The 18,756-nt window shown below is 56.6% G+C and carries 17 protein-coding genes; 6 read left to right on the top strand and 11 right to left on the bottom strand.

Annotated elements, in window-relative coordinates:
• Nucleotides 1–8 precede the first annotated feature (8 nt).
• Both DXY38_RS05765 and gloA read right to left on the bottom strand, forming a co-directional pair.
• Nucleotides 9–2,816, bottom strand: coding sequence for an ATP-dependent Clp protease ATP-binding subunit (locus DXY38_RS05765; protein ID WP_115070827.1), 2,808 nt, complete (start codon nt 2,814–2,816; stop codon nt 9–11).
• A 15-nt stretch (nt 2,817–2,831) separates the two neighbouring features.
• Complete coding sequence (gloA, locus tag DXY38_RS05760; protein ID WP_115070921.1) at nt 2,832–3,233, bottom strand: lactoylglutathione lyase; 402 nt, start codon at nt 3,231–3,233, stop codon at nt 2,832–2,834.
• A 99-nt stretch (nt 3,234–3,332) separates the two neighbouring features.
• On the opposite strand from gloA, the gene eno reads away from it, so the two are divergent.
• Complete coding sequence (gene eno / locus DXY38_RS05755) at nt 3,333–4,625, top strand: phosphopyruvate hydratase (RefSeq protein ID WP_115070826.1); 1,293 nt, start codon at nt 3,333–3,335, stop codon at nt 4,623–4,625.
• Nucleotides 4,626–4,950: 325 nt separating this feature from the next.
• Here the strand turns inward: eno and DXY38_RS05750 are convergent, their stop codons facing one another.
• From DXY38_RS05750 to argJ, 4 genes are read right to left on the bottom strand one after another with little or no spacing between them, the layout of a single operon-like run.
• The gene (locus tag DXY38_RS05750; protein WP_170952867.1) at nt 4,951–6,642 is read right to left on the bottom strand and encodes an AarF/ABC1/UbiB kinase family protein; all 1,692 of its coding nucleotides are present in this window, start codon (nt 6,640–6,642) and stop codon (nt 4,951–4,953) included.
• Nucleotides 6,639–6,956, bottom strand: a complete 318-nt coding sequence (locus DXY38_RS05745; RefSeq protein WP_115070825.1) for a hypothetical protein — start codon at nt 6,954–6,956, stop codon at nt 6,639–6,641. Before DXY38_RS05745 ends, DXY38_RS05750 begins: the two co-directional genes overlap by 4 nt.
• Before the next feature lie 59 nt (nt 6,957–7,015).
• A complete protein-coding gene (locus tag DXY38_RS05740) occupies nt 7,016–7,582 on the bottom strand; it encodes a hypothetical protein (protein WP_115070824.1) in 567 nt (188 codons plus the stop codon).
• A 47-nt stretch (nt 7,583–7,629) separates the two neighbouring features.
• Nucleotides 7,630–8,865: a bifunctional glutamate N-acetyltransferase/amino-acid acetyltransferase ArgJ gene (gene argJ / locus DXY38_RS05735; protein WP_244279024.1), complete on the bottom strand. Its 1,236-nt coding sequence runs from the start codon at nt 8,863–8,865 to the stop codon at nt 7,630–7,632.
• Nucleotides 8,866–8,977: 112 nt separating this feature from the next.
• Between argJ and coaE the strand changes: the two genes are divergently transcribed.
• From coaE to DXY38_RS05720, 3 genes are all read left to right on the top strand, one after another.
• On the top strand, nt 8,978–9,613 hold the full coding sequence (coaE, locus tag DXY38_RS13980) for a dephospho-CoA kinase (RefSeq protein ID WP_244279023.1): 636 nt from the start codon (nt 8,978–8,980) through the stop codon (nt 9,611–9,613).
• 177 nt (nt 9,614–9,790) lie between these two features.
• The gene (locus tag DXY38_RS05725; protein ID WP_115070821.1) at nt 9,791–10,375 is read left to right on the top strand and encodes a hypothetical protein; all 585 of its coding nucleotides are present in this window, start codon (nt 9,791–9,793) and stop codon (nt 10,373–10,375) included.
• 138 nt (nt 10,376–10,513) lie between these two features.
• Nucleotides 10,514–11,068, top strand: coding sequence for a hypothetical protein (locus DXY38_RS05720; protein WP_115070820.1), 555 nt, complete (start codon nt 10,514–10,516; stop codon nt 11,066–11,068).
• A gap of 253 nt (nt 11,069–11,321) precedes the next feature.
• On the opposite strand, the gene DXY38_RS05715 is transcribed toward DXY38_RS05720, so the two are convergent.
• Both DXY38_RS05715 and gatB read right to left on the bottom strand, forming a co-directional pair.
• Entirely contained in the window at nt 11,322–11,804 is a 483-nt protein-coding gene (locus tag DXY38_RS05715; RefSeq protein ID WP_115070819.1) for an adenylate/guanylate cyclase domain-containing protein, read from the bottom strand.
• Nucleotides 11,805–12,431: 627 nt separating this feature from the next.
• Nucleotides 12,432–13,916, bottom strand: coding sequence for an Asp-tRNA(Asn)/Glu-tRNA(Gln) amidotransferase subunit GatB (gatB, locus tag DXY38_RS05710; RefSeq protein ID WP_115070818.1), 1,485 nt, complete (start codon nt 13,914–13,916; stop codon nt 12,432–12,434).
• 98 nt (nt 13,917–14,014) lie between these two features.
• Here gatB and thiO point away from each other — a divergent pair, with 98 nt between their 5' ends.
• Nucleotides 14,015–15,214, top strand: a complete 1,200-nt coding sequence (gene thiO, locus DXY38_RS05705) for a glycine oxidase ThiO (protein ID WP_115070919.1) — start codon at nt 14,015–14,017, stop codon at nt 15,212–15,214.
• On the opposite strand, the gene ndk is transcribed toward thiO, so the two are convergent.
• Nucleotides 15,190–15,648, bottom strand: coding sequence for a nucleoside-diphosphate kinase (gene ndk / locus DXY38_RS05700; RefSeq protein ID WP_115070817.1), 459 nt, complete (start codon nt 15,646–15,648; stop codon nt 15,190–15,192). The genes thiO and ndk overlap by 25 nt on opposite strands.
• Before the next feature lie 103 nt (nt 15,649–15,751).
• Here ndk and speA point away from each other — a divergent pair, with 103 nt between their 5' ends.
• Nucleotides 15,752–17,698: a biosynthetic arginine decarboxylase gene (speA, locus tag DXY38_RS05695; protein ID WP_371410994.1), complete on the top strand. Its 1,947-nt coding sequence runs from the start codon at nt 15,752–15,754 to the stop codon at nt 17,696–17,698.
• Between the two features lie 23 nt (nt 17,699–17,721).
• Here speA and DXY38_RS05690 read toward each other — a convergent pair whose 3' ends face one another.
• On the bottom strand, nt 17,722–18,417 hold the full coding sequence (locus DXY38_RS05690) for a Crp/Fnr family transcriptional regulator (RefSeq protein WP_115070816.1): 696 nt from the start codon (nt 18,415–18,417) through the stop codon (nt 17,722–17,724).
• A gap of 1 nt (nt 18,418) precedes the next feature.
• A complete protein-coding gene (locus DXY38_RS05685) occupies nt 18,419–18,742 on the bottom strand; it encodes a DUF3307 domain-containing protein (protein ID WP_115070815.1) in 324 nt (107 codons plus the stop codon).
• Nucleotides 18,743–18,756: the final 14 nt, after the last annotated feature.

Raw genomic sequence — 18,756 nt, 5'->3', positions numbered from 1 at the left:
TCAACAGATCATTCCGCTTCGAATCGAAACGACTCTGTTGAGGTATCACTGGAATACACCCGAACCGCCTGAGCCCCGTTAAACCGCTCTTCCAGCAATTCGGTCGCCAGCGGATTTTCGATGCGACGACGCAACACCCGACGCAACGGTCTCGCGCCATATTCCGGCTCATACCCCAGGGTCGCCAATTCATGCGCCACCGCATCATCAACGCGCAGTTCGAGTCCTTGTTCCGAAAGCAAGTGGGCTAGATCGGCAAGCTGCAAGCGCACAATCCGTTCCAGATCTTCCACCCCAAGCGGACGGAAGCGAATGACTTCATCGATCCGATTCAAAAATTCTGGTCTGAAATGGTGGGCCAAGGCATCGTCCACGGCGGTCTGGAGCGCCTGAGCGGCTCCGGCCTCATCCCCCGATTGCGCTTGTCGGGCCGAATCGAGAATCGCCCGACTGGCCAGATTGCTGGTCATCACCACCACGGTGTGGCGAAAGTCAACGGTCCGGCCCTGTGAGTCGGTGAGCCGTCCATCGTCCAGCACCTGGAGCAGCACATTGAACACATCCGGATGGGCTTTCTCCACTTCATCCAGCAGCAACAGCGCATAGGGACGACGCCGAACAGCCTCGGTGAGTTGGCCACCCTCCTCGTAGCCCACATACCCCGGAGGAGCCCCAAGCAAGCGCGCTACAGCGTTGCGCTCCATGAACTCACTCATGTCGAGGCGAACAAGCGCCTCCTCCTCGTCGAACAAGAGCGCGCCAAGCGCTTTCGCGAGCTCCGTCTTGCCCACGCCTGTCGGTCCTAAAAACAAGAATGAACCCACCGGACGGCGTGGGTCTTTCATGCCAGCACGGGCACGACGAATCGCCGCCGCTACGGCCTGCACCGCCTCCGGCTGACCAATCACCCGCTCGGCCAGACGCTGTTCCAGTTCCAACAACTTTTGACGCTCACCAGCGAGAAGGCGCTGGATCGGGATCCCCGTCCAACGCGCCACCACATCAGCGATATCAGCCGCTTCCACCTGTTCTCGCAACAGCGCAGACCCCTCCTCCTGGGCCTGACTCAGCAACTGTTCAAGATCGGCGCGGCGTTGCTGGACGCGATGCAATTGGTCGTACTGAAGACGGGCAGCCTCCTCCAAATTCCCGTCCCGTTCTGCTTCGGCAATGGCATGGCGAAGGTCTTCATCTTCCTGAAGCAACTGACGCAACTCCTCGAGCTGCTCGCGTTCGGCCTGCCAACGCTCCCGGAGCTGACCAAGTCGGTCAGACGCCTCAAGACGATTGCGCTGGAGCTGAACCCGTTCCCCTTCCGGCGCGTGCTCCGCAGCGAGAACCGCCAACTCCACTCGGCGGAGATCAGCCTCGGCATCCTCCACCACCTGGGGCTTGGAGGTCACATCCATCTTCAGCTGAGCAGCGGCTTCATCGATCAAATCGATCGCCTTGTCCGGTAAACAGCGGTCACTGATGTAGCGATCCGCCAACTGTGCAGCCGCCATCACCGCTTCATCGGTGATGGTCACCCCGTGATGCAGCTCATAGCGCTCCTTCAATCCACGGAGGATCTCCACACTGAGTTCGATCGATGGCTCCTGAATCGGCACCTTCTGAAAGCGCCTGTTCAAAGCCGGATCTTTCTCCACCGTGCGGCGATAGTCCTCTGGAGTGGTGGCGGCGATACAACGCAACTCCCCGCGTGCCAGGGCTGGTTTCAACAAACTGGCCGCATCCGCACTGGATCGGTCACTGTTCACCACCGTGTGGAGCTCATCAATGAACAACACAACGGCCGCTTCCGGATCGCTCACCTCATCGAGCACGGCCCGAAGACGTTCCTCGAATTGACCACGGAATTTGGCTCCAGCGATGAGGGCACCGCCATCAAGGGCAACAAGCCGCAAGCCCTGCAGGGATTCCGGCACCTCACCAGCAACGATCCGTTGCGCCAGGAGCTCTGCAACAGCGGTCTTGCCCACTCCAGGCGCACCAATCAAGACCGGGTTGTTTTTGCCACGTCGCGACAGCACCTTGATCAAGCTGCGAATCTCGCCGTCCCTGCCGATCACTGGATCGAGCAGTCCAGCGGCCGCAGCAGCGGTGAGATCGCGGCCGTAGCTCTCCAGCGCTGTCGGCTCGCTGACCACCTCATCAGAGCGATCCATGCCATCGCCCTGGGGCGGAGGCGATGCAACCCTTTGCCCTTGTTGTGGCGGAGCTGAAGCCGGCTGCACGGGAGGCATCTGCACAGGAGGCATCTGCGCTGGAGGCATGGGTGCAGGAGAGGCTGCAGGGGGGCGCGACCTCGGGGGAGGAGGCGCAACAGCGCTTGAAGCCGTCCGATCGGGCGCTCGTGTCAGCTCTGCTTCAAGCCGATCGGCGGGCAGACCAAATTGAGCAAACAACTCCGCACCCACACGAGGGTCGCGGCCCATCGCAATCAAGAGGTGGGAGACGTCGATTAAACGGGAGCCCCAAAGGGAGCGCACCCGATCCGCCTCCTCCAGCAAGGATTCGAGATCCTCTCCAACGAACAGATCCTCGCCCCGCGCCATCGGCTGCTCAGCCAAAAAGCCCTCGAGTCGATCGAGCAGGCGATCCATCGGCAGAGGTAAAGCCCCAGCGACACGTCGATAACGCTCATCGCTGAAGAGCACTTGCAGAAGATGCTCAACATCGAGGTCCTCATGACGCCAACGACGGGCCACATCCTGCCCAGACAGCAACAGTTCCCATGCGTCATCACTGAAGCGATCAGGCTCTGAAGTAAGGCTGATCGGAGGCTCAAGGCTGGTGCGGGAGCTGGATGTCATTGGGTTGGGGCGTGATTAAGCCGCGTCTGATCGGGAGGACAGCTGAATGAGCTCCACCTTGTAACCATCTGGATCCTCCACAAACGCAATCACAGTGTTGCCATGTTTCATCGGACCTGGCTCACGGACAATCCGCCCACCTTTTTCTGCAATCGCAGTGCAAGCGGCATGTATGTCATCGAGACCAAGGGCGATGTGGCCATAGCCATCCCCAAGGGCGTATTCCTGCGTATCCCAGTTATGGGTGAGCTCAAGAACGGTGTTGTCACGCTCATCCCCATATCCCACAAACGCAAGCGTGAAACGACCGGAGGGATAGTCCTTCCGACGCAGAAGTTGCATCCCCAACACCTCGGTGTAGAAACGGATTGATTTCTCCAAATCGCCCACCCTGAGCATGGTGTGAAGCATGCGCATGCTGCTGAGTCCGCCTGTTATGCCTCCATGCTGCCAAAGCACATAGAGACGCGGCAGGGGGCGTTCCATAAGATCTGTTCAGTCTTATCACCACCGCCCGTGCTCGATTCTCTCGATCTCGTCATCGACACCATCGTGGCCAGGGAGGTCTTGGATTCCCGTGGGAACCCCACGGTGGAAGCAGAGGTCTTGCTGGAAGGCGGTGCCAGTGGCCGAGCCATTGTCCCCAGCGGAGCCAGCACCGGCGCCCATGAAGCCCATGAACTCAGGGACGGAGGCGACCGGTACATGGGGAAGGGCGTCACCAAGGCCGTCGATCACATCGAAGATCGGATTGCTCCAGCGCTCTGTGGCCTGTCGGCTCTGGATCAGGCCAGCGTGGATGCAGCCATGCTTGAACTCGACGGCAGCGACAACAAATCTGGGCTGGGTGCCAATGCGATCCTCGCGGTGAGCATGGCCACGGCTCGCGCCGCCGCCAATGGCCTCGGCCTGCCTCTGTATCGCTATCTGGGAGGCCCCATGGCAACGCTGCTGCCGGTGCCTTTGATGAATGTGATCAATGGAGGCGCCCACGCCGCCAACAACTTGGATTTCCAAGAGTTCATGCTCGTTCCGCACGGTGCTCCCAACTTCAGAGAGGCGCTGCGGATGGGTACGGAGGTGTTCCACACCCTGAAGAATCTGCTCAACGAACGAGGCATGAGCACCTCGGTGGGAGATGAGGGCGGCTTCGCTCCAGATCTGGGCAATGAGGAAGCCGGAGAAGTGCTGGTCCAGGCCATCGAAAAAGCCGGTTACAAGCCAGGCGAGCAAATTTCGCTCGCATTGGATGTAGCGAGCACCGAGTTCTACAGCGACGGGCGCTATGCCTTTAGCGGCGGCAGTTATTCCAGCGCCGAGATGGTGGACCAGCTGGAGCAACTCGTGAATCGTTTCCCGATCATTTCGATCGAGGACGGCTTAGCAGAAGACGACTGGGACGGCTGGGCCCTGCTCACCGAACGCCTCGGCAAACGCGTTCAACTCGTTGGAGATGACCTGTTTGTCACCAACACCAAACGCCTGCAGCAGGGGATCGATGCCAATACCGCCAATTCAATCCTGATCAAAGTGAATCAAATTGGCTCTTTGACCGAAACGCTTCAAGCCATCGACCTGGCCGGTCGGTCTGGTTACACCAGCGTGATCAGCCACCGCAGCGGTGAAACAGAAGACACCACCATTGCTGATTTAGCCGTAGCCACGCGCGCCGGGCAGATCAAAACTGGCTCGCTAAGCCGCAGCGAGCGGGTCGCTAAATACAACCAACTGCTGCGGATTGAGGACGAGCTGGGCAATCAAGCGGTGTATGCCGGAGCAACAGGCCAAGGGCCACGGGGTCGCGAGTAAGGATCCAGATCCCTCGTCCCCACACTGGGGACACCAGCAAAGGAGCAAAGGGTCACTGCTCATGCAGCTGACCCTAGGAACTCCACGCATCTCAACGGTGGGCCTGTCGCCAGATCAGGAATACGTGATGTAGAGGGCAAGAGCTACCACTCCAAGTACCAACGCAAACAACATATAGCGGTTTCAATTTCGCAAGGATTGAGAACTTTATTTGAAGCAATAGTGCTCAATAATTGCCACCTAGCAATCAATCAGCTCGAACAATGAGCCAATAGTTCAATCAACCCAACGCAAGGCATTCACCCTTAAAAGGAAACAGTGCCGATCAGGAAGAACGTTGTTCCGTGCCTGACAAATTCTCAATCCGTCCATCCCGGCGCAGTTTCATTTGCAGCTTTAGCCAACCCATCCCAACAGGAAGGGCCGCGCCCAATGGGAGCAATGCCCAGAGGGGACGAGAGCTGGCACCCATCAAAGCGGCTGCAACAGCAAGGCCACCAAGCAAGACCGATTGTCCGATCGAATGCTGAGCCGCCACCATTCGTCGGAACTGACGGTCTGACTCACCCATGCGGATCTGGAGTTGCAGATCCCCTTGTTCCAGGCGCTCCAGGCTTTCATCCAGACGACGGGGAAGACCCACCGCTCTTGAACTCAGAGCGCCGACCTGACGGCCAAATTCGTTCAAAAGATCGTTGGAGCCAGATCCACTGGAAGTCATGAGCGGCAGCAGATAGGGCTTGGCAATCGCTACAAGGCTAAAGCCGGGATCAAGACTTTTGCCGACCCCTTCAAAGGTGGAAAGGGCACGCATCACAAAAATAAGCTCCACTGGCAAGCGGAACGGCTGCCCGTACACCAGTTCGTAAAGGTCGCCCGATAGTTTTTCAATCACGGAGCTACTGAATGGCGGCGTGAGCGCCTCCTTCAACATCAAACGCACCAAGCGCCGAACAGGACCCACATCAACACCCGTAGCGATGACGCCAGCCGCTTGCATCTCATCCACAAGGGACGCCGCATCCCTTGCCGCAGCCGCTCTCACCATCCCCCCCAACCGCCTGCGTAGGCGTTCGGAAAGTTGCCCCATCATCCCGAAGTCGTAGTAGATCAGCGCTCCATCGGTCGCTACCGCCAAATTCCCGGGATGGGGATCGGCATGAAAAAACCCATAGAGCACCAGCTGCTGCAGGTAGCTCGCTGAGCCGATTTCCGCCACCTTGGAGGGATCAATGCCAGCGTCTAAAAGCGCCGCACGATCGTTGATTTTGATCCCTGGTAAATAGTCGAGACACAGCACGCGCCTGGTGCTGAGCTCCCAAACCACCCCAGGCACTCGGATGTTTGGATCATCGAGAAACTGCTGACGAAACCGGGCGGCGTGCTGAGCTTCAAGACGGAAATCAAGCTCTCGGAGCAACACACGCCGACATTCCTGCGCCATCGCCACCCAGTCGCGCCCTCGTCCCCATTGGGGATGACGCTGAAGCACAGCAGCCACCTGCTGCATCACCTCGAGATCCAGGCGAAACAGCCGTTCCAATCCGGGGCGCTGAATCTTCAGCACCACCTGGCGACCACTGCGAAGACTCGCCCGATGCACCTGGGCTAAGGAAGCCGCCGCGATCGGCTGCTCATCTAAATCAATGATTTCTGCGCAACGGGCACCAAGCTCCTCCTCAAGAACGGTCTGGGCACGGTCAAAGGAAAAGGAGGGAACACGGTCCTGCAGTGCCGCTAATTCAGAGACCCAACCGGCTGGCAACACATCCGGCCGAGCTGACAACAACTGACCGAGCTTGATAAACGCCGATCCAAGATGAAGAAGCTCCTGCGTCAGCCACCTTGCACGCAATTGCTGGCGGGCTGCGCGACGCTCCGGTGTGGGACCACCCGGGTAGCTAAAAGCCCTGGCGTCCCACCAGAGGAACAACAGGAGAGTAAGAACAGCTCGCCAAATACGCAGTCCGCGGAACGCTCTACGCAGCAGGGCCTTCAAGCGACTGATCAGGATCACGACCGCTCCTCCATGCGAATCCCCAGTTCAGCGACCCGAGCTCGCAGCTGGTCAATCTTGGTCTGCAAGCTCTCCTCTCCCACGGATGCAGCCGGCGAGGACTCCGCCTCGACGCCCCGTCCATCTCCTTCTCGCTCAAGCCTCTCGGCTTCCGCCTTCACTTCTTCCTGAAACAAGTCCCATTCCTGGCGAACGCGATCGGGTGCGTCTTGCACCAAAACCGCGAATCCAGCCGCGGCATCGGCCACGCCGTGACCCATCCGAGCGAGCACACGATGCATCGCCGCTCTAAGCAGAGCATCTCGGGAGGTCATGGCCTTTCGTCTCAACCTTCGAACTGTGGCAGATTCAGGCCTCGATCAGCGATGTTCGCTCAAGGAGCGGGAGGCGCCTCCACTGGCGTCACGAAAAGCTCAGGCTCAGCGCGTTCGGGTTCGACCACGACCGACTCAACCATCACTGGGACTTCCGGCTCTGCAGCGGGAGCCGGTTCGTTCAGGGTTGGGATGTCCTCAACGGGACGGGGCGTGTTCACCAAAGCTTGCTGACTGCGCTCACGCTCAATCGCTGCCGCAGCGATGCGCTCAGCCTCCTTTTTGACTTTGCGCTGCTCCAATTCCTTTGCGAGCTTGACCTTTTTCAGCTCATCGGCCTGTTTGGAGGCTTTCGCATCGATCTTGTCTTTGGCTGCAACATCAGCCTGAAGAGTCCCGTTCTCTCCATGGCGCAGCCGAAGCGCCTCCAGGCTTTCCCCTGGAAATGCCCGTGCTTTAAAAGACTGCGGTTCAGATGTCTGCAATCCAGATCGGATCAAGACAAAGCGCTGGGTGATGCCATAACCAAGCGCGAAGCACGCCCCTGCAACCAGAGGGCCGACCCAGAAGCGCGGACGGGCCTGACGCTTGGACTTCGCCGTGGGAGCTTTGGTCTCAGCGGGCATCTGTAGGTCCTCCTCAGCTCCACCATCCTCGCAGCGATGTCCAGACCTCAGGTGGTGTAGTCGGCATTAATGCGAACGTACTGATCGGAAAGGTCGCATCCCCAAGCGATTCCCTGACCAGTGCCATCACCAAGAGACAGGCGAATCTGCACCGTGTCATCGACGAGATAATGGCCACAAGCGCGTTCACTGAGATAGGCAGACGCTGCCGCCCGGTCGAATGGCAAAGGTTGTCCCTCTGACATCAATTGATGCGGTCCTATCCAAAGGGCCACGGCATCGGCTGAAAACGCCACGCCCGCACGACCCGCTGCCGCCACGATCCGTCCCCAGTTGGGATCCCTTCCGTGAACCGCCGTTTTGACCAACGACGAGCCACAAATGGTGCGCGCAATCTGTCGCGCCTCCGTCTCTAAATCGGTGCCCTCCACCTGCACTTCCATCAAACAGGTGGCGCCCTCACCATCCCGAGCAATCGAGCGAGCCAGATGCTGGGCCACCAAGGTCAGCCCCTCCTCCAAAGCCTCGAGTTGATCCTCTGGCAGTGGCTCTCCTGCCGCGAAGGCCAAGAAGGTGTCATTGGTGCTGGTGTCACCATCCACGGTGATGGAGTTAAACGAACGATTCACCGCCCGGCGCACCATGTCCTGCCACAGGTCAGAGGGCACAGCGACATCACAGCTGAGATATCCGAGCATCGTGGCCATGTTGGGGTGAATCATCCCTGACCCTTTCGCCATCCCGCCAATCCGCACCCGGCGCCCGCCCAACACAGCCTCCAAGGCGATCTCCTTCTCCACCAGATCCGTCGTGAGGATCGCCTGAGCCGCTGCACCTCCACCATCCGGAGCTAAGGCGTCCACCAAAGGATCGACAGCAGCAAGAAGGGGCTCCATCGCGATTGGCACACCGATGACACCGGTGGAGCAAATCAAGACCTGGTCATGGGAGAAGCCCAAACGATCGGCCACTGCTTGCGTAATACGAAGGCTGTCGACCAGACCCCGGTCACCCGTACAGGCATTGGCCTGTCCGGAATTGATCACCACGGCACGCACCCGACCGGACGTCACCTGCAGACGATCGGCACAAAGATCCACGCAAGCCGCGCGGACGACGGATGTGGTGAAGGTGCCAGCACAGACAGCAGACTCTGGTGCCAGCAAAAGGGAGAGGTCAGGTTTCCTGGATGGCTTGAGACCCGCGCTTAAGCCCGCCGCCTTGAAGCCAGTGGGCGCAGTGATTCCTCCAGAAACTGGAGCCCAGGTCACAGATGGCGTCATTGATCAGGGTGCAAGGCCAACCGATGCGCTCTTTCTACGCTTTTTAAGCAGGCATCGCTCAGCTCTGAAAAAGACTGCAAGGTCATACTTTCAAGGGACGAAGCCCTTTCCCTTGAGTGAAAGACAACGCTGGAAAGGACGGCAACGGCGCATCGGCCTAACCGGTGGCATCGCCAGTGGCAAAAGCAGCGTTGGCGAGTACCTCACAACTCTTGGTCTGCCGGTCCTGGATGCCGACGTCTATTCCCGCAGGGCTCTCGCCCACGGGAGCAAAGCTGCTGAAGCAGTGCTGAAAAGGTATGGAAGCCGGGTCAGCCAACCCTTCGATTCCATTGATCACGAAACTTCTGCGTCTCCAACCATCAACCGCACTGCCTTAGGGCAAATCGTGTTCAACGACCCCAAAGAACGGCTGTGGTTAGAGCAGCTCGTCCATCCCATCGTTTTACACAGCTTCGAAAAGGAGATCGCACTCCAACCACAGACCACAGCCTTAGTGCTGATGATCCCTCTGCTTTTTGAAGCAAGTCTGCAAGCGATGTGTTCAGAGATTTGGGTTGTGCACTGTGACCCAGCACAACAATTGGAGCGCTTATGCCAGCGCGATGGGCTGGAAGAGGCGACCGCTTTGGCACGGATCAGGTCGCAATGGCCCCTTAGCGAGAAATGTCAACGCGCCGATCTCGTGCTCGACAACAGCAGGGACCAAGAGGCTTGGAAGAGGCAGATCACGTCACATCTGGATTAATTCGGCTGAGAGGCTCCGTTCCAGACCCATTGCCAGAACAAGCGTTTTACGGAAACAAGTCCACCTTGTGATCAACATCACAGCTGAAAGAGATCCAAATCATCTTCGGTTGCAGCCGGCGCAGAGATGGTGAGTCCATGCCCGAAACAAAGGGCTCTCCTCACACCTCTTTCACCGATGGCTTCCCTCAAAATCATCTCCACCTCCGCTGCTTCCCTCGCCGCTGGACTCTGCCTTCTCTCCTTCTCCGGTAACGCTGCCCAAGCCAACCCTTTCAACACCTTCGGAGACGCTGGTGGATGTGATTCCATATCAGCCGGCGGATTCGATCCAGGCTTTGGTGGTGGTTTCGTATCAGGTCGCGATTGCGGAGATCACCGCGAGTGGGCCTCAAAAGAGGCACGCCGAGACCGCAGGCACTCCACACAATCCCAACTCATCGGACTCGGCGGTGGACTCATCGGTCACATCATCAACAGCAGCCAACAAAGACAGCAACAGCAACCTGTACGTCCTTCCGCTGATCTGACCCTCATCCAGCAGCAGCAAGAAATCGAGCTCCTCAAAATGAAGCTCCAGTTGCAGCAACAACAACAGAGCCCCTATCGCTCTCAAACCATCAGCAATCCCTATCCACACGCTGTTCAGCCCGTCTATCACCAAGCCGGCTACAGCCACCTCCAAACCACTACCTATCCACAGCCACACCCCGCTTATCAGCAGCCTGCTTATCAGCAGCCACTGCCTCGCTATCACTACTGATCTGCGCAGGACACTCGGAGGTTCTTGCTTAATTGCTACGGATGACCATGCTGACAAAACAAAGGCTTCGCCGTCAGGGCGGGAACTGACAATTTGGGCAATCTTGCCAACATTCCAAACACAACAAACTTTGATCTCATGACGTCAACAAAAGGCCTTCCCTACATCACGTCGAGCCTTCTCTTGGGCATCAGCCTCACTGGACTTGTTAGCCATGCGCAAGTTCCATACGAGCTTCAACAACAGCAGAATCAGCTAGAGATCGATCGCCTGAGGCAACAGCTAGACGCACAGAACAATGGAATCCCGCAAAGCGGGATGTCTCCCACCACCACACCGCGGAGCGTTAACTCAATCGATGCACGCTCTATTCAGCGAAGTGTCAATCTCGCCCGAGGTACGGCCATCAGAATCAATGGAGGGCTAAGTCAATATCGGCCTGCCAAATGCATGTACGGAGGAAGCGATCGGAACCCCTGCATCGTCCAAAGCGGGGCCCAGGGCATCGTTTTCCAAATTCCCGGAGGGACACCAGGCTGGGAGGAAGCAGGGACACTGCCAAGCCTGATGACCGTTTTACTCGTATCACCAGACGGAAGAGCTGTACTCCAAATAATCTCAAATGGAGCCCTCCAAACACAACAACCAAACGCCTATCCACCGCAACAAGGGGGCTATAGGCAAGGAATCTAAACATCGTTTTCGTCGCTGACACTCAGAACAAGAGGAAAAGAAGAAACACCGCCAGACCAAGCCTACTAATGCCATCAAAAACATATTTAACACTAAAAAAGGCGCGCAAATTGAGCCTCATTGCACCACCTTCAATCGTGATAAGACATTGCAGTACAAAGGCCAAGTAAACAAATCAACCACTTAACCCAAGAACATAATTTGACAAAATCAACCACTGGACAAGAGCAAACCGTGAAACGAGAAAACCGAGTCAGGCATCAGGCCAGCCTTTTAAAGCGTGAAAACCCAAAGCAGTTCCTTCGAAGGCATCACCGAGCAGCTCCCGAACAGGCCTGCTGATCAAAATTGGATATTCAGGGAAGATCCTCGTTAGAGACTCGATTCGAGATGCAAGGTTGACGCTAGAGCCAATGACAGTGAATTCAAGACGATTCTTCGAACCAAGATTACCGGCAAAAACCTCTCCTAAGTGAATTCCAATTCCTTGCATCAATGGAGCCTGCCCTTCAGAAATCAAACGCTTATTGAGGAGCTGGAGATTAGCCTGCATCGCTAACGCAGCTCTTGCTGCGGCAAAAACTTCTTCGCAATCCCCTCGATTCTGTGGCACACCAAATTCCGCCATCAAAGAATCACCAATAAATTTGTCCAGCAAGCCTCGTTCATCCAAAACAGGCTTCGCAATAGCCTCGAAGTAGAGGTTCAACAATCGAAATAGGGCTTCTGGAGACATCTCGCCACATCGAGAGTGGTCAAAAAAGCAGTTTTACCTGGCTTTTTCTTAGAAAAATATAAATTCCTGCAACCCAGATCGGCCTCATGCTCACAAATGCGAATGCATCACCAGGCCGAATAACCTGCAAAGAGTAATAAAGGAATGCAAGAAAAGAAACTGCCAACGCACTTCTCATCATGAGATATTTATCAAAAGCCTATTCTTTCGTGATAGAAAGAGCTTTCGCCCCAAACAAAGTGAAGGGAAGGCCAAATAATGCTCTCGCGAGGAGAGCCAAAGACCAAGAGTTCTCTCCTAAAGCATGAACAGACAACCCCACAACTGAGTAGGACAAAGCAGCTATTAGCATGCTACGAACGACAGCAAAGCGTTCACCAGCCCTGCCCACTAAAGGCAAATAAATAGACATCGACTATCCCTTACTCCGTAGGACTGAAGCAAAGACAGAGCTCAGGTTAAAGGATAATTTCAAGTAGCAAAGGCTCACAAGGCTAAAGATTCAATCAACCGAAAAACATACAACTATACTCTTAACAAATTCAAAAGACAGATCTATAAACCACAGGTCCAACCTCAAAGGTCCAACGAATCTTTCAATTATCAAGCCGTTATAAATAATAGCGATCAACCTTTGAGCTTTTGACTCAAAATCTGGTTAGCCAATTTGGGATCAGCTTTACCGCCGGTTTTCTTCATCAGCTGCCCCACAAAGAAGCCCTGCAGTTTGTTTTTTCCGCCACGGAAAGCCTCTACCTCATCAGGGTGAGCAGCCAGCAGCTCTTCCACAATCGCGGTGATGGCCGCAGGATCGCTGATCATCCCCAGTCCCCGTTCATCCACAATCGCTTTGGGGGAACCACCCTTCTCAAGAAGCTCGGGGAGAATCTCCTTCGCGATCTTGCCGCTGATCTTGCCGCCATCAATCAGCTTAACCATCTCGGCCAGCTGTTCAGGGCGGAAGGCCAAGGCATCGAAGTTCAGGCGATTGCTGTTGACGTAAGCGGCAATATCACCCGTAATCCAATTTGCTGAAAGCTTGGCGTCTGCTCCGGCAGCCACAACGGTTTCGAAATACTGTGCCATCGAACGTTCGTCGGTCAGCACGCGCGCGTCGTACTGAGACAGCCCAAGGGCATCGGCGTAACGATGGCGCTTAGCCGATGGCAGCTCAGGCAGTTCACTCCTCCAGGCTTCGCGCTGATCAATGCTCACCTCAATCGGACCAAGATCCGGATCGGGGAAATAGCGGTAATCGCTTGCTCCCTCCTTGCTTCGCATGCTCTTGGTGAGCTGTTTGCTCTCATCCCAAAGACGCGTTTCCTGAACGATCGGCTCGCCAGTCTCATAGGCCTTGATCTGCCGCTGAATCTCGTATTCGCAAGCCTTCTGAATGGCAGAAAACGAGTTCATGTTCTTGATCTCCACCTTCGTGCCAAAGGGAGCATCGGGCCCCCGACGCACGGAGATATTCACGTCACAGCGCAGGGAGCCCTCCTGCATGTTTCCATCGCTCACACCCAAATAGCGCATGATCCGGCGGATCTCAGAGGCGTATTCCGCCGCTTCCCGACCGTTGCGCAAATCGGGCTTGCTCACAATCTCCGCGAGGGCTACACCCGCTCGGTTGTAGTCCACAAGCGAATGGGTCGAGCCCGCCAGGCGATCGCTTCCTGCATGCACCAACTTGCCAGCATCCTCCTCCATATGCAGGCGCTCGATCCCGATCTTTTTCAAGTAGGTGTCTTTGCCTTTCTCAGCAACTTCCACCTCGATCCAACCCTCTTCTGCAATCGGCTCATCGAATTGGGAGATCTGGTAGTTCTTCGGCAGATCTGGATAAAAATATTGCTTGCGATCGAATTTGCTGTGTTCGGCAATGTTGAGATTCAGCGCCATCGCCGCCTTAACGGCGTACTCGAGCACCTTTTGATTCAAAACCGGAAGCGTGCCTGGCAAGCCACACACCACGGGATCGATATGGGTGTTGGGGTCATCCCCATAAGCCGTGGAAGCAGACGTGAAAATCTTGCTGTTGGTGCCCAGCTGCACGTGGGTCTCAAGACCGATCACGGCCTCCCAAGCCAGTTCCGTTGCTGCAGGTGCCGCCATCAGCTTTGAGCATCATCAAACCACCCCAATCCTATGGAAGAGGAGGAGACGCCATCCTGTTGAAAGAACTTCAGCGTGGTGAAGCTGCCGAATCAACCATGAGCAATGAGCAAGTGCTGATCCTCGGCGGCGGACTGATGGGCCTCGCCATCGCCCATCAGCTGGCCCGGCGCGGCCGTTGCGTGACCGTGCTGAGCCGACGGCGGAACGAAGCCGCCGGTTTTGTCGCCGCTGGGATGCTGGCCCCCCATGCCGAAGGATTGAGTGGCAATCTCCTGCGCCTCGGCCAACTCAGCCTGGAACGGGTTCCCCGCTGGGTGGCGCAGATTGAAGCCGACAGTGGACTTCCCTGCGGACTGCGCGCCACGGGGATTGTGGTGCCCTTTCTTGATGCAAAAGAACGAGATTGTTATCCGACGGCCGCCTTTGGCGAAGCCTTGAATCGAGAACGGCTTGAACAACTGCTACCAGGCATCGCACCGACCTGGCAGGCCGGCCTGCTTTTTGACCAAGACGGGCAAATTGACAATCGCCGTCAACTTATGCGCGCCTTAGAGAGTGCATGCGTGGACCGGGGGGTGAACTTTCAGGAAGGAGTGGAGGTTCTCGACGTCCTGCAACGAGATGGTCGCCTCCATGGTGTGCAAACCCGTGATTCCGAAGGTCAGCTGGCAACTCTGGAATGCACGACAGCCGTTCTGTGCAGCGGGGCCTGGAGTGCCCAACTTCTTCCTGAATTGCCGGTTTTTCCAGTGAAGGGGCAGATGGTGTCACTGCAAACCCCTCGCGGCGCCCTTAAACACGTCATTTTTGGCCCGGGCACCTATCTCGTCCCTCGAGAGGATGGTCTGGTGGTTGTAGGAGCCACCTCAGAGCCAGAAGCCGGCTTCAAGGAAGGGTTAACGCCTCAAGGGCAGCAACATCTCAACCAGGGGATCGCCGCGCTGCTTCCAGAAGCGGTGAACTGGCCGCCCATGGAGCGTTGGTGGGGCTTTCGTCCCTGCACACCAGACGAAGGGCCTTTACTGGGAGAAGGTCCCATCCAGGGGCTATGGCTGGCCTGCGGCCATCACCGCAATGGCGTGTTGCTCGCAGCAATCACGACCGAGTTATTGGCTGACGCCATCACTGCTCATGCCACAACTTGTGAAGCCAAGGAGCTGCTCAACGCGTTCCGCTGGGACCGGTTCAGGGACGACATGACCCAAAACAAAGCCCCCGAGAGGGCATCTCGAGGGCAAGGAGGGTTGAAACCTATGAAAAGAGAAAGCGATCAGCCTTCGGTGCGCCAGCCTTGATCGGATGGAGTCCAATCGCTCAATTCAGAGGGTTGGAACCAAAGCCCGATTTCAAACGCAGCCGTTTCTGCTGCATCAGAGCCGTGAATCACATTGCGGCCGATGTTGATGGCCAAATCGCCACGGATGGTGCCGGGCTCAGCCTCTAAAGGCTTCGTGGCACCGATCATTTTGCGCGCGCTGGTGATCACACCATCGCCCTCCCAGACCATGGCCACCACAGGGCCTGAGGTGATGAAGTCCACCAAACCAGCAAAGAAGGGGCGCTCTTTGTGCACGCCGTAGTGCTGTTCAGCCAGCTCACGGCTTGGGGTGAGCTGCTTGAGGCCCACCAACTTGAAGCCCTTGCGCTCAAAGCGACCCAGGATCTCGCCCACAAGACCGCGTTGAACGCCGTCGGGCTTGATGGCAATAAAAGAGCGTTCGGCAGCCATAAAATTGAAAAAACCGTCGTCATCGTCAACGCCAGATGCCCTAATTGGCAAGCACAAAACTGGCAATGGGGTTGAAGCTCCTTAGATTCCCCCCATCTGATCAATGTCCGTTCCCATGGTGCTCGCCGACTCCATCACCTGGACGGGGAGCGATAGCGCCCAGCTTTATGGGCTGGAACGCTGGGGTGATCCTTACTTCTCGATCAACCCACGCGGGCATGTGAGCGTGCAACCACGGGGAGACCGTGGCGGAAGTTTGGATCTGATGGAACTGGTGGCTGGTCTGCAGGACCGCAGCCTGGGCCTGCCCCTCCTGATTCGCTTCGACGACATCCTGGAAGACAGGCTGGAACGCCTGCACGCTGCATTTGAACGGGCGATTACCCGCTACGACTACGAGGGCCGCTACCAAGGCGTCTTCCCGGTGAAGTGCAACCAACAGCGTCACGTGGTGGAAGAGCTGGTGACCTGCGGGAAGCGCTGGCATTTTGGCCTAGAGGCAGGCAGCAAAGCCGAACTCCTGATCGCCCTCTCTTTGATGGATGATCCTGAGGCCCTTCTGATCTGCAACGGCTACAAAGATCAGCGCTACATCGAAACCGCAATCTTGGCCAGACGGCTTGGCCGAAGGCCCGTTGTGGTGATCGAACAACCGGACGAAGTGCAGCGCATCATCGATGCCAGCCAGGAGCTTGGAGCGGCACCGCTCATCGGCATTCGTGCGCGTCTCTCCAGCCGAAGCACAGGACGTTGGGGTAGCTCCGTGGGGGACAAGGCGAAATTTGGGCTACCCGCTCCCGAAATCATCGGCGCCGTTGAGGCCCTGCGAGACGCCAACCTGCTCAGCGAGCTGCGCCTTCTGCATTTCCATGTCGGCAGTCAAATCAACGACATCGCCGTCGTGAAAGATGCCTTGCAGGAGGCCTCTCGTCTGTACGTCGAGCTTCATGCCCTTGGCGCCCCGATGGGCTACCTGGATGTGGGCGGTGGTCTTGGGATCGACTACGACGGCAGTCGCACCGCCACGGCAGCCTCAACCAACTACTCCCTGCAGAACTACGCCAACGACGTTGTCGCAACGGTGAAAGAGGGGTGCGAACCCAAAAACGTTCCCGTGCCAACGCTCGTTAGCGAAAGCGGTCGAGCAATTGCGAGCCATTTCTCAGTGCTGGTGTTCAACGTTCTCGGTAGCGGTGGCCTGCAGCAACCGGTACCGCCGGTTGAACAGGATGAACCGCTGATCGTTCGCAACCTGCGCGAAACCTTTCAAGGCATCGAAGCCTTGCCGATCGACACCGCTGCAGACCCATCTCGCCTGCAGGAAGCCTGGAACGATGCTCTCAAATTCAAAGAGGATGCCTTGGCCGCCTTCCGGCTCGGCTACTTGAGTTTGAAAGAGCGGAGCATGGCGGAACAACTCACCTGGGCATGCGCCAGGGCCTTGCTCGACCGCCTGTCCGATCAAACAAAACTGCCCGACGACCTCAAAACCCTTCCGGCGGTCTTAGCGGAAACCTATTACGCCAATCTTTCGATCTTCCGCTCCGCACCAGACACCTGGGCCATCCAGCAACTTTTCCCACTGATGCCGCTGCATCGTCTCAACGAACAACCCACGCGGCTCGGGCATTTCGCCGATTTAACCTGCGATTCCGATGGCAAGCTGAACCGTTTCATCAACGACGGCCAGAGCAAGCCCCTGCTCGAGCTTCATCCCCTCAAGCCAAGTGAGCCCTATCTGATCGGGATGTTTCTCGGAGGCGCCTATCAAGAAGTGATGGGCAATCTGCACAACTTGTTCGGAAGCACCGATTCCGCTCATATCCGCCTAGCTCCTGGCGGCGACTACCAAGTGGACCATGTCGTTCGTGGCGACACGAACGCCGACGTGCTGGAAATGATGGAACATGACCCAGATCAGCTGCTGGAACGGTTGCGCATGGCCAGTGAGAAAGCAATCAGTAGCGGGACCTTACGTATTCATGAATCACGACGGTTGATGGATCACCTTGAAATCAGTCTGCGCCAGAGCACCTACTTACAAAATTAAATCCAAACAAATCCATCAACGCTTCAAGATGCCGGTAATAAGCCTCGGCGGACCAGCGGATCGAGATCAGCGATAGCCAGTGATCCATCCTCCGCAACAGCAACAGTTCCGCGAGTGCGCAATTTACTGAGCGTGCGAGAGGCCGTTTCTCGAGCGAGGCCAGCAATCAAGGCAATCTCCCGTTGAGCCAGGACAGGAATCGAAGCCTGCGGATCACTCGCAGTTGAACTTTTTCTTGCTAGGTAAGCCAGTGCATCTAATAACCGCGTGGTGGCATCAGCGCTCTGTAAGGCAAAACGCTGATTGAGGTCTCTAAGCCTTGATGCTTCCAACCGGGCCAGAGCAAGTGCAAACCCTGGTTGCTTTTCTAATAACGCTGAAAAAGGTGCCGCACGTAATTTCACCAATCTGAGAGACGTGAGAGCAACGACATCCGCCGAACGGGAGGCTCCATCGAGGGCCGCCATTTCTCCAAAAACATCTCCTTCTCCTAGGACTGACATCACCACTTCATCACCATCGGCGGTGTAACTGCGAACCTTGGCTAACCCAGAACGAAGCAAGAATAATGACTCACCCCAGTCTTGTTCCATCACAATCAGCTGATCCGTCTGATGAGATGACTCACGATGGCGATCAAGGAGTTGCACCAGTTGCTCCTCACCTAAAGACTTAAACAGCTGCATCTCAGACAATGAACTGACAGATAATGACGGCATCTCAAATCCTGATCAAAAACAAAACCCACGCCAATTTGCAGAGCACGTGAAGGCTCTGGTCCAAGGCGAGTGTGAAGCCAAAACGACTTTTTAACCCATCAATCATGGCGTGGAGCAGCGTCTCCATCATTCCCAGCAAGGGGACATCCGTTAGGAGAGCAACCGCAAGCCCATGGGTCGCAGCATGAGAACCCAGCCACCAACTCCAGTGGAGAGTGGAATCACGACCTGGCATTTTCTCCACTGCCATGCGGTCGCTCTGCAACACAAAATCACAGACGAAATGGCCCAGCACCAAAAGAATCAGCAAATTGAGTGAATCCATTACCGATGCGGACA

Origin of the sequence: Synechococcus sp. UW179B, assembly GCF_900474245.1 — a bacterium.
Lineage (GTDB): Bacteria > Cyanobacteriota > Cyanobacteriia > PCC-6307 > Cyanobiaceae > Synechococcus_C.
This window is presented reverse-complemented; position numbering and strand designations above follow the sequence as displayed.

Bases quoted from the DNA above. Each gene is read 5' to 3' on its own strand.
- DXY38_RS05725 (WP_115070821.1), top strand. From the start codon at position 9,791: ATGGCTTCCCTCAAAATCATCTCCACCTCCGCTGCTTCCCTCGCCGCT.
- thiO (WP_115070919.1), top strand. From the start codon at position 14,015: ATGAGCAATGAGCAAGTGCTGATCCTCGGCGGCGGACTGATGGGCCTC.
- DXY38_RS05745 (WP_115070825.1), bottom strand. From the start codon at position 6,956: ATGACCTCCCGAGATGCTCTGCTTAGAGCGGCGATGCATCGTGTGCTC.
- DXY38_RS05720 (WP_115070820.1), top strand. From the start codon at position 10,514: ATGACGTCAACAAAAGGCCTTCCCTACATCACGTCGAGCCTTCTCTTG.
- ndk (WP_115070817.1), bottom strand. From the start codon at position 15,648: ATGGCTGCCGAACGCTCTTTTATTGCCATCAAGCCCGACGGCGTTCAA.
- gatB (WP_115070818.1), bottom strand. From the start codon at position 13,916: ATGGCGGCACCTGCAGCAACGGAACTGGCTTGGGAGGCCGTGATCGGT.
- argJ (WP_244279024.1), bottom strand. From the start codon at position 8,865: ATGACGCCATCTGTGACCTGGGCTCCAGTTTCTGGAGGAATCACTGCG.
- DXY38_RS05690 (WP_115070816.1), bottom strand. From the start codon at position 18,417: ATGCCGTCATTATCTGTCAGTTCATTGTCTGAGATGCAGCTGTTTAAG.
- DXY38_RS05685 (WP_115070815.1), bottom strand. From the start codon at position 18,742: ATGGATTCACTCAATTTGCTGATTCTTTTGGTGCTGGGCCATTTCGTC.
- DXY38_RS05740 (WP_115070824.1), bottom strand. From the start codon at position 7,582: ATGCCCGCTGAGACCAAAGCTCCCACGGCGAAGTCCAAGCGTCAGGCC.
- gloA (WP_115070921.1), bottom strand. From the start codon at position 3,233: ATGCGCATGCTTCACACCATGCTCAGGGTGGGCGATTTGGAGAAATCA.
- speA (WP_371410994.1), top strand. From the start codon at position 15,752: ATGTCCGTTCCCATGGTGCTCGCCGACTCCATCACCTGGACGGGGAGC.
- DXY38_RS05765 (WP_115070827.1), bottom strand. From the start codon at position 2,816: ATGACATCCAGCTCCCGCACCAGCCTTGAGCCTCCGATCAGCCTTACT.
- DXY38_RS05715 (WP_115070819.1), bottom strand. From the start codon at position 11,804: ATGTCTCCAGAAGCCCTATTTCGATTGTTGAACCTCTACTTCGAGGCT.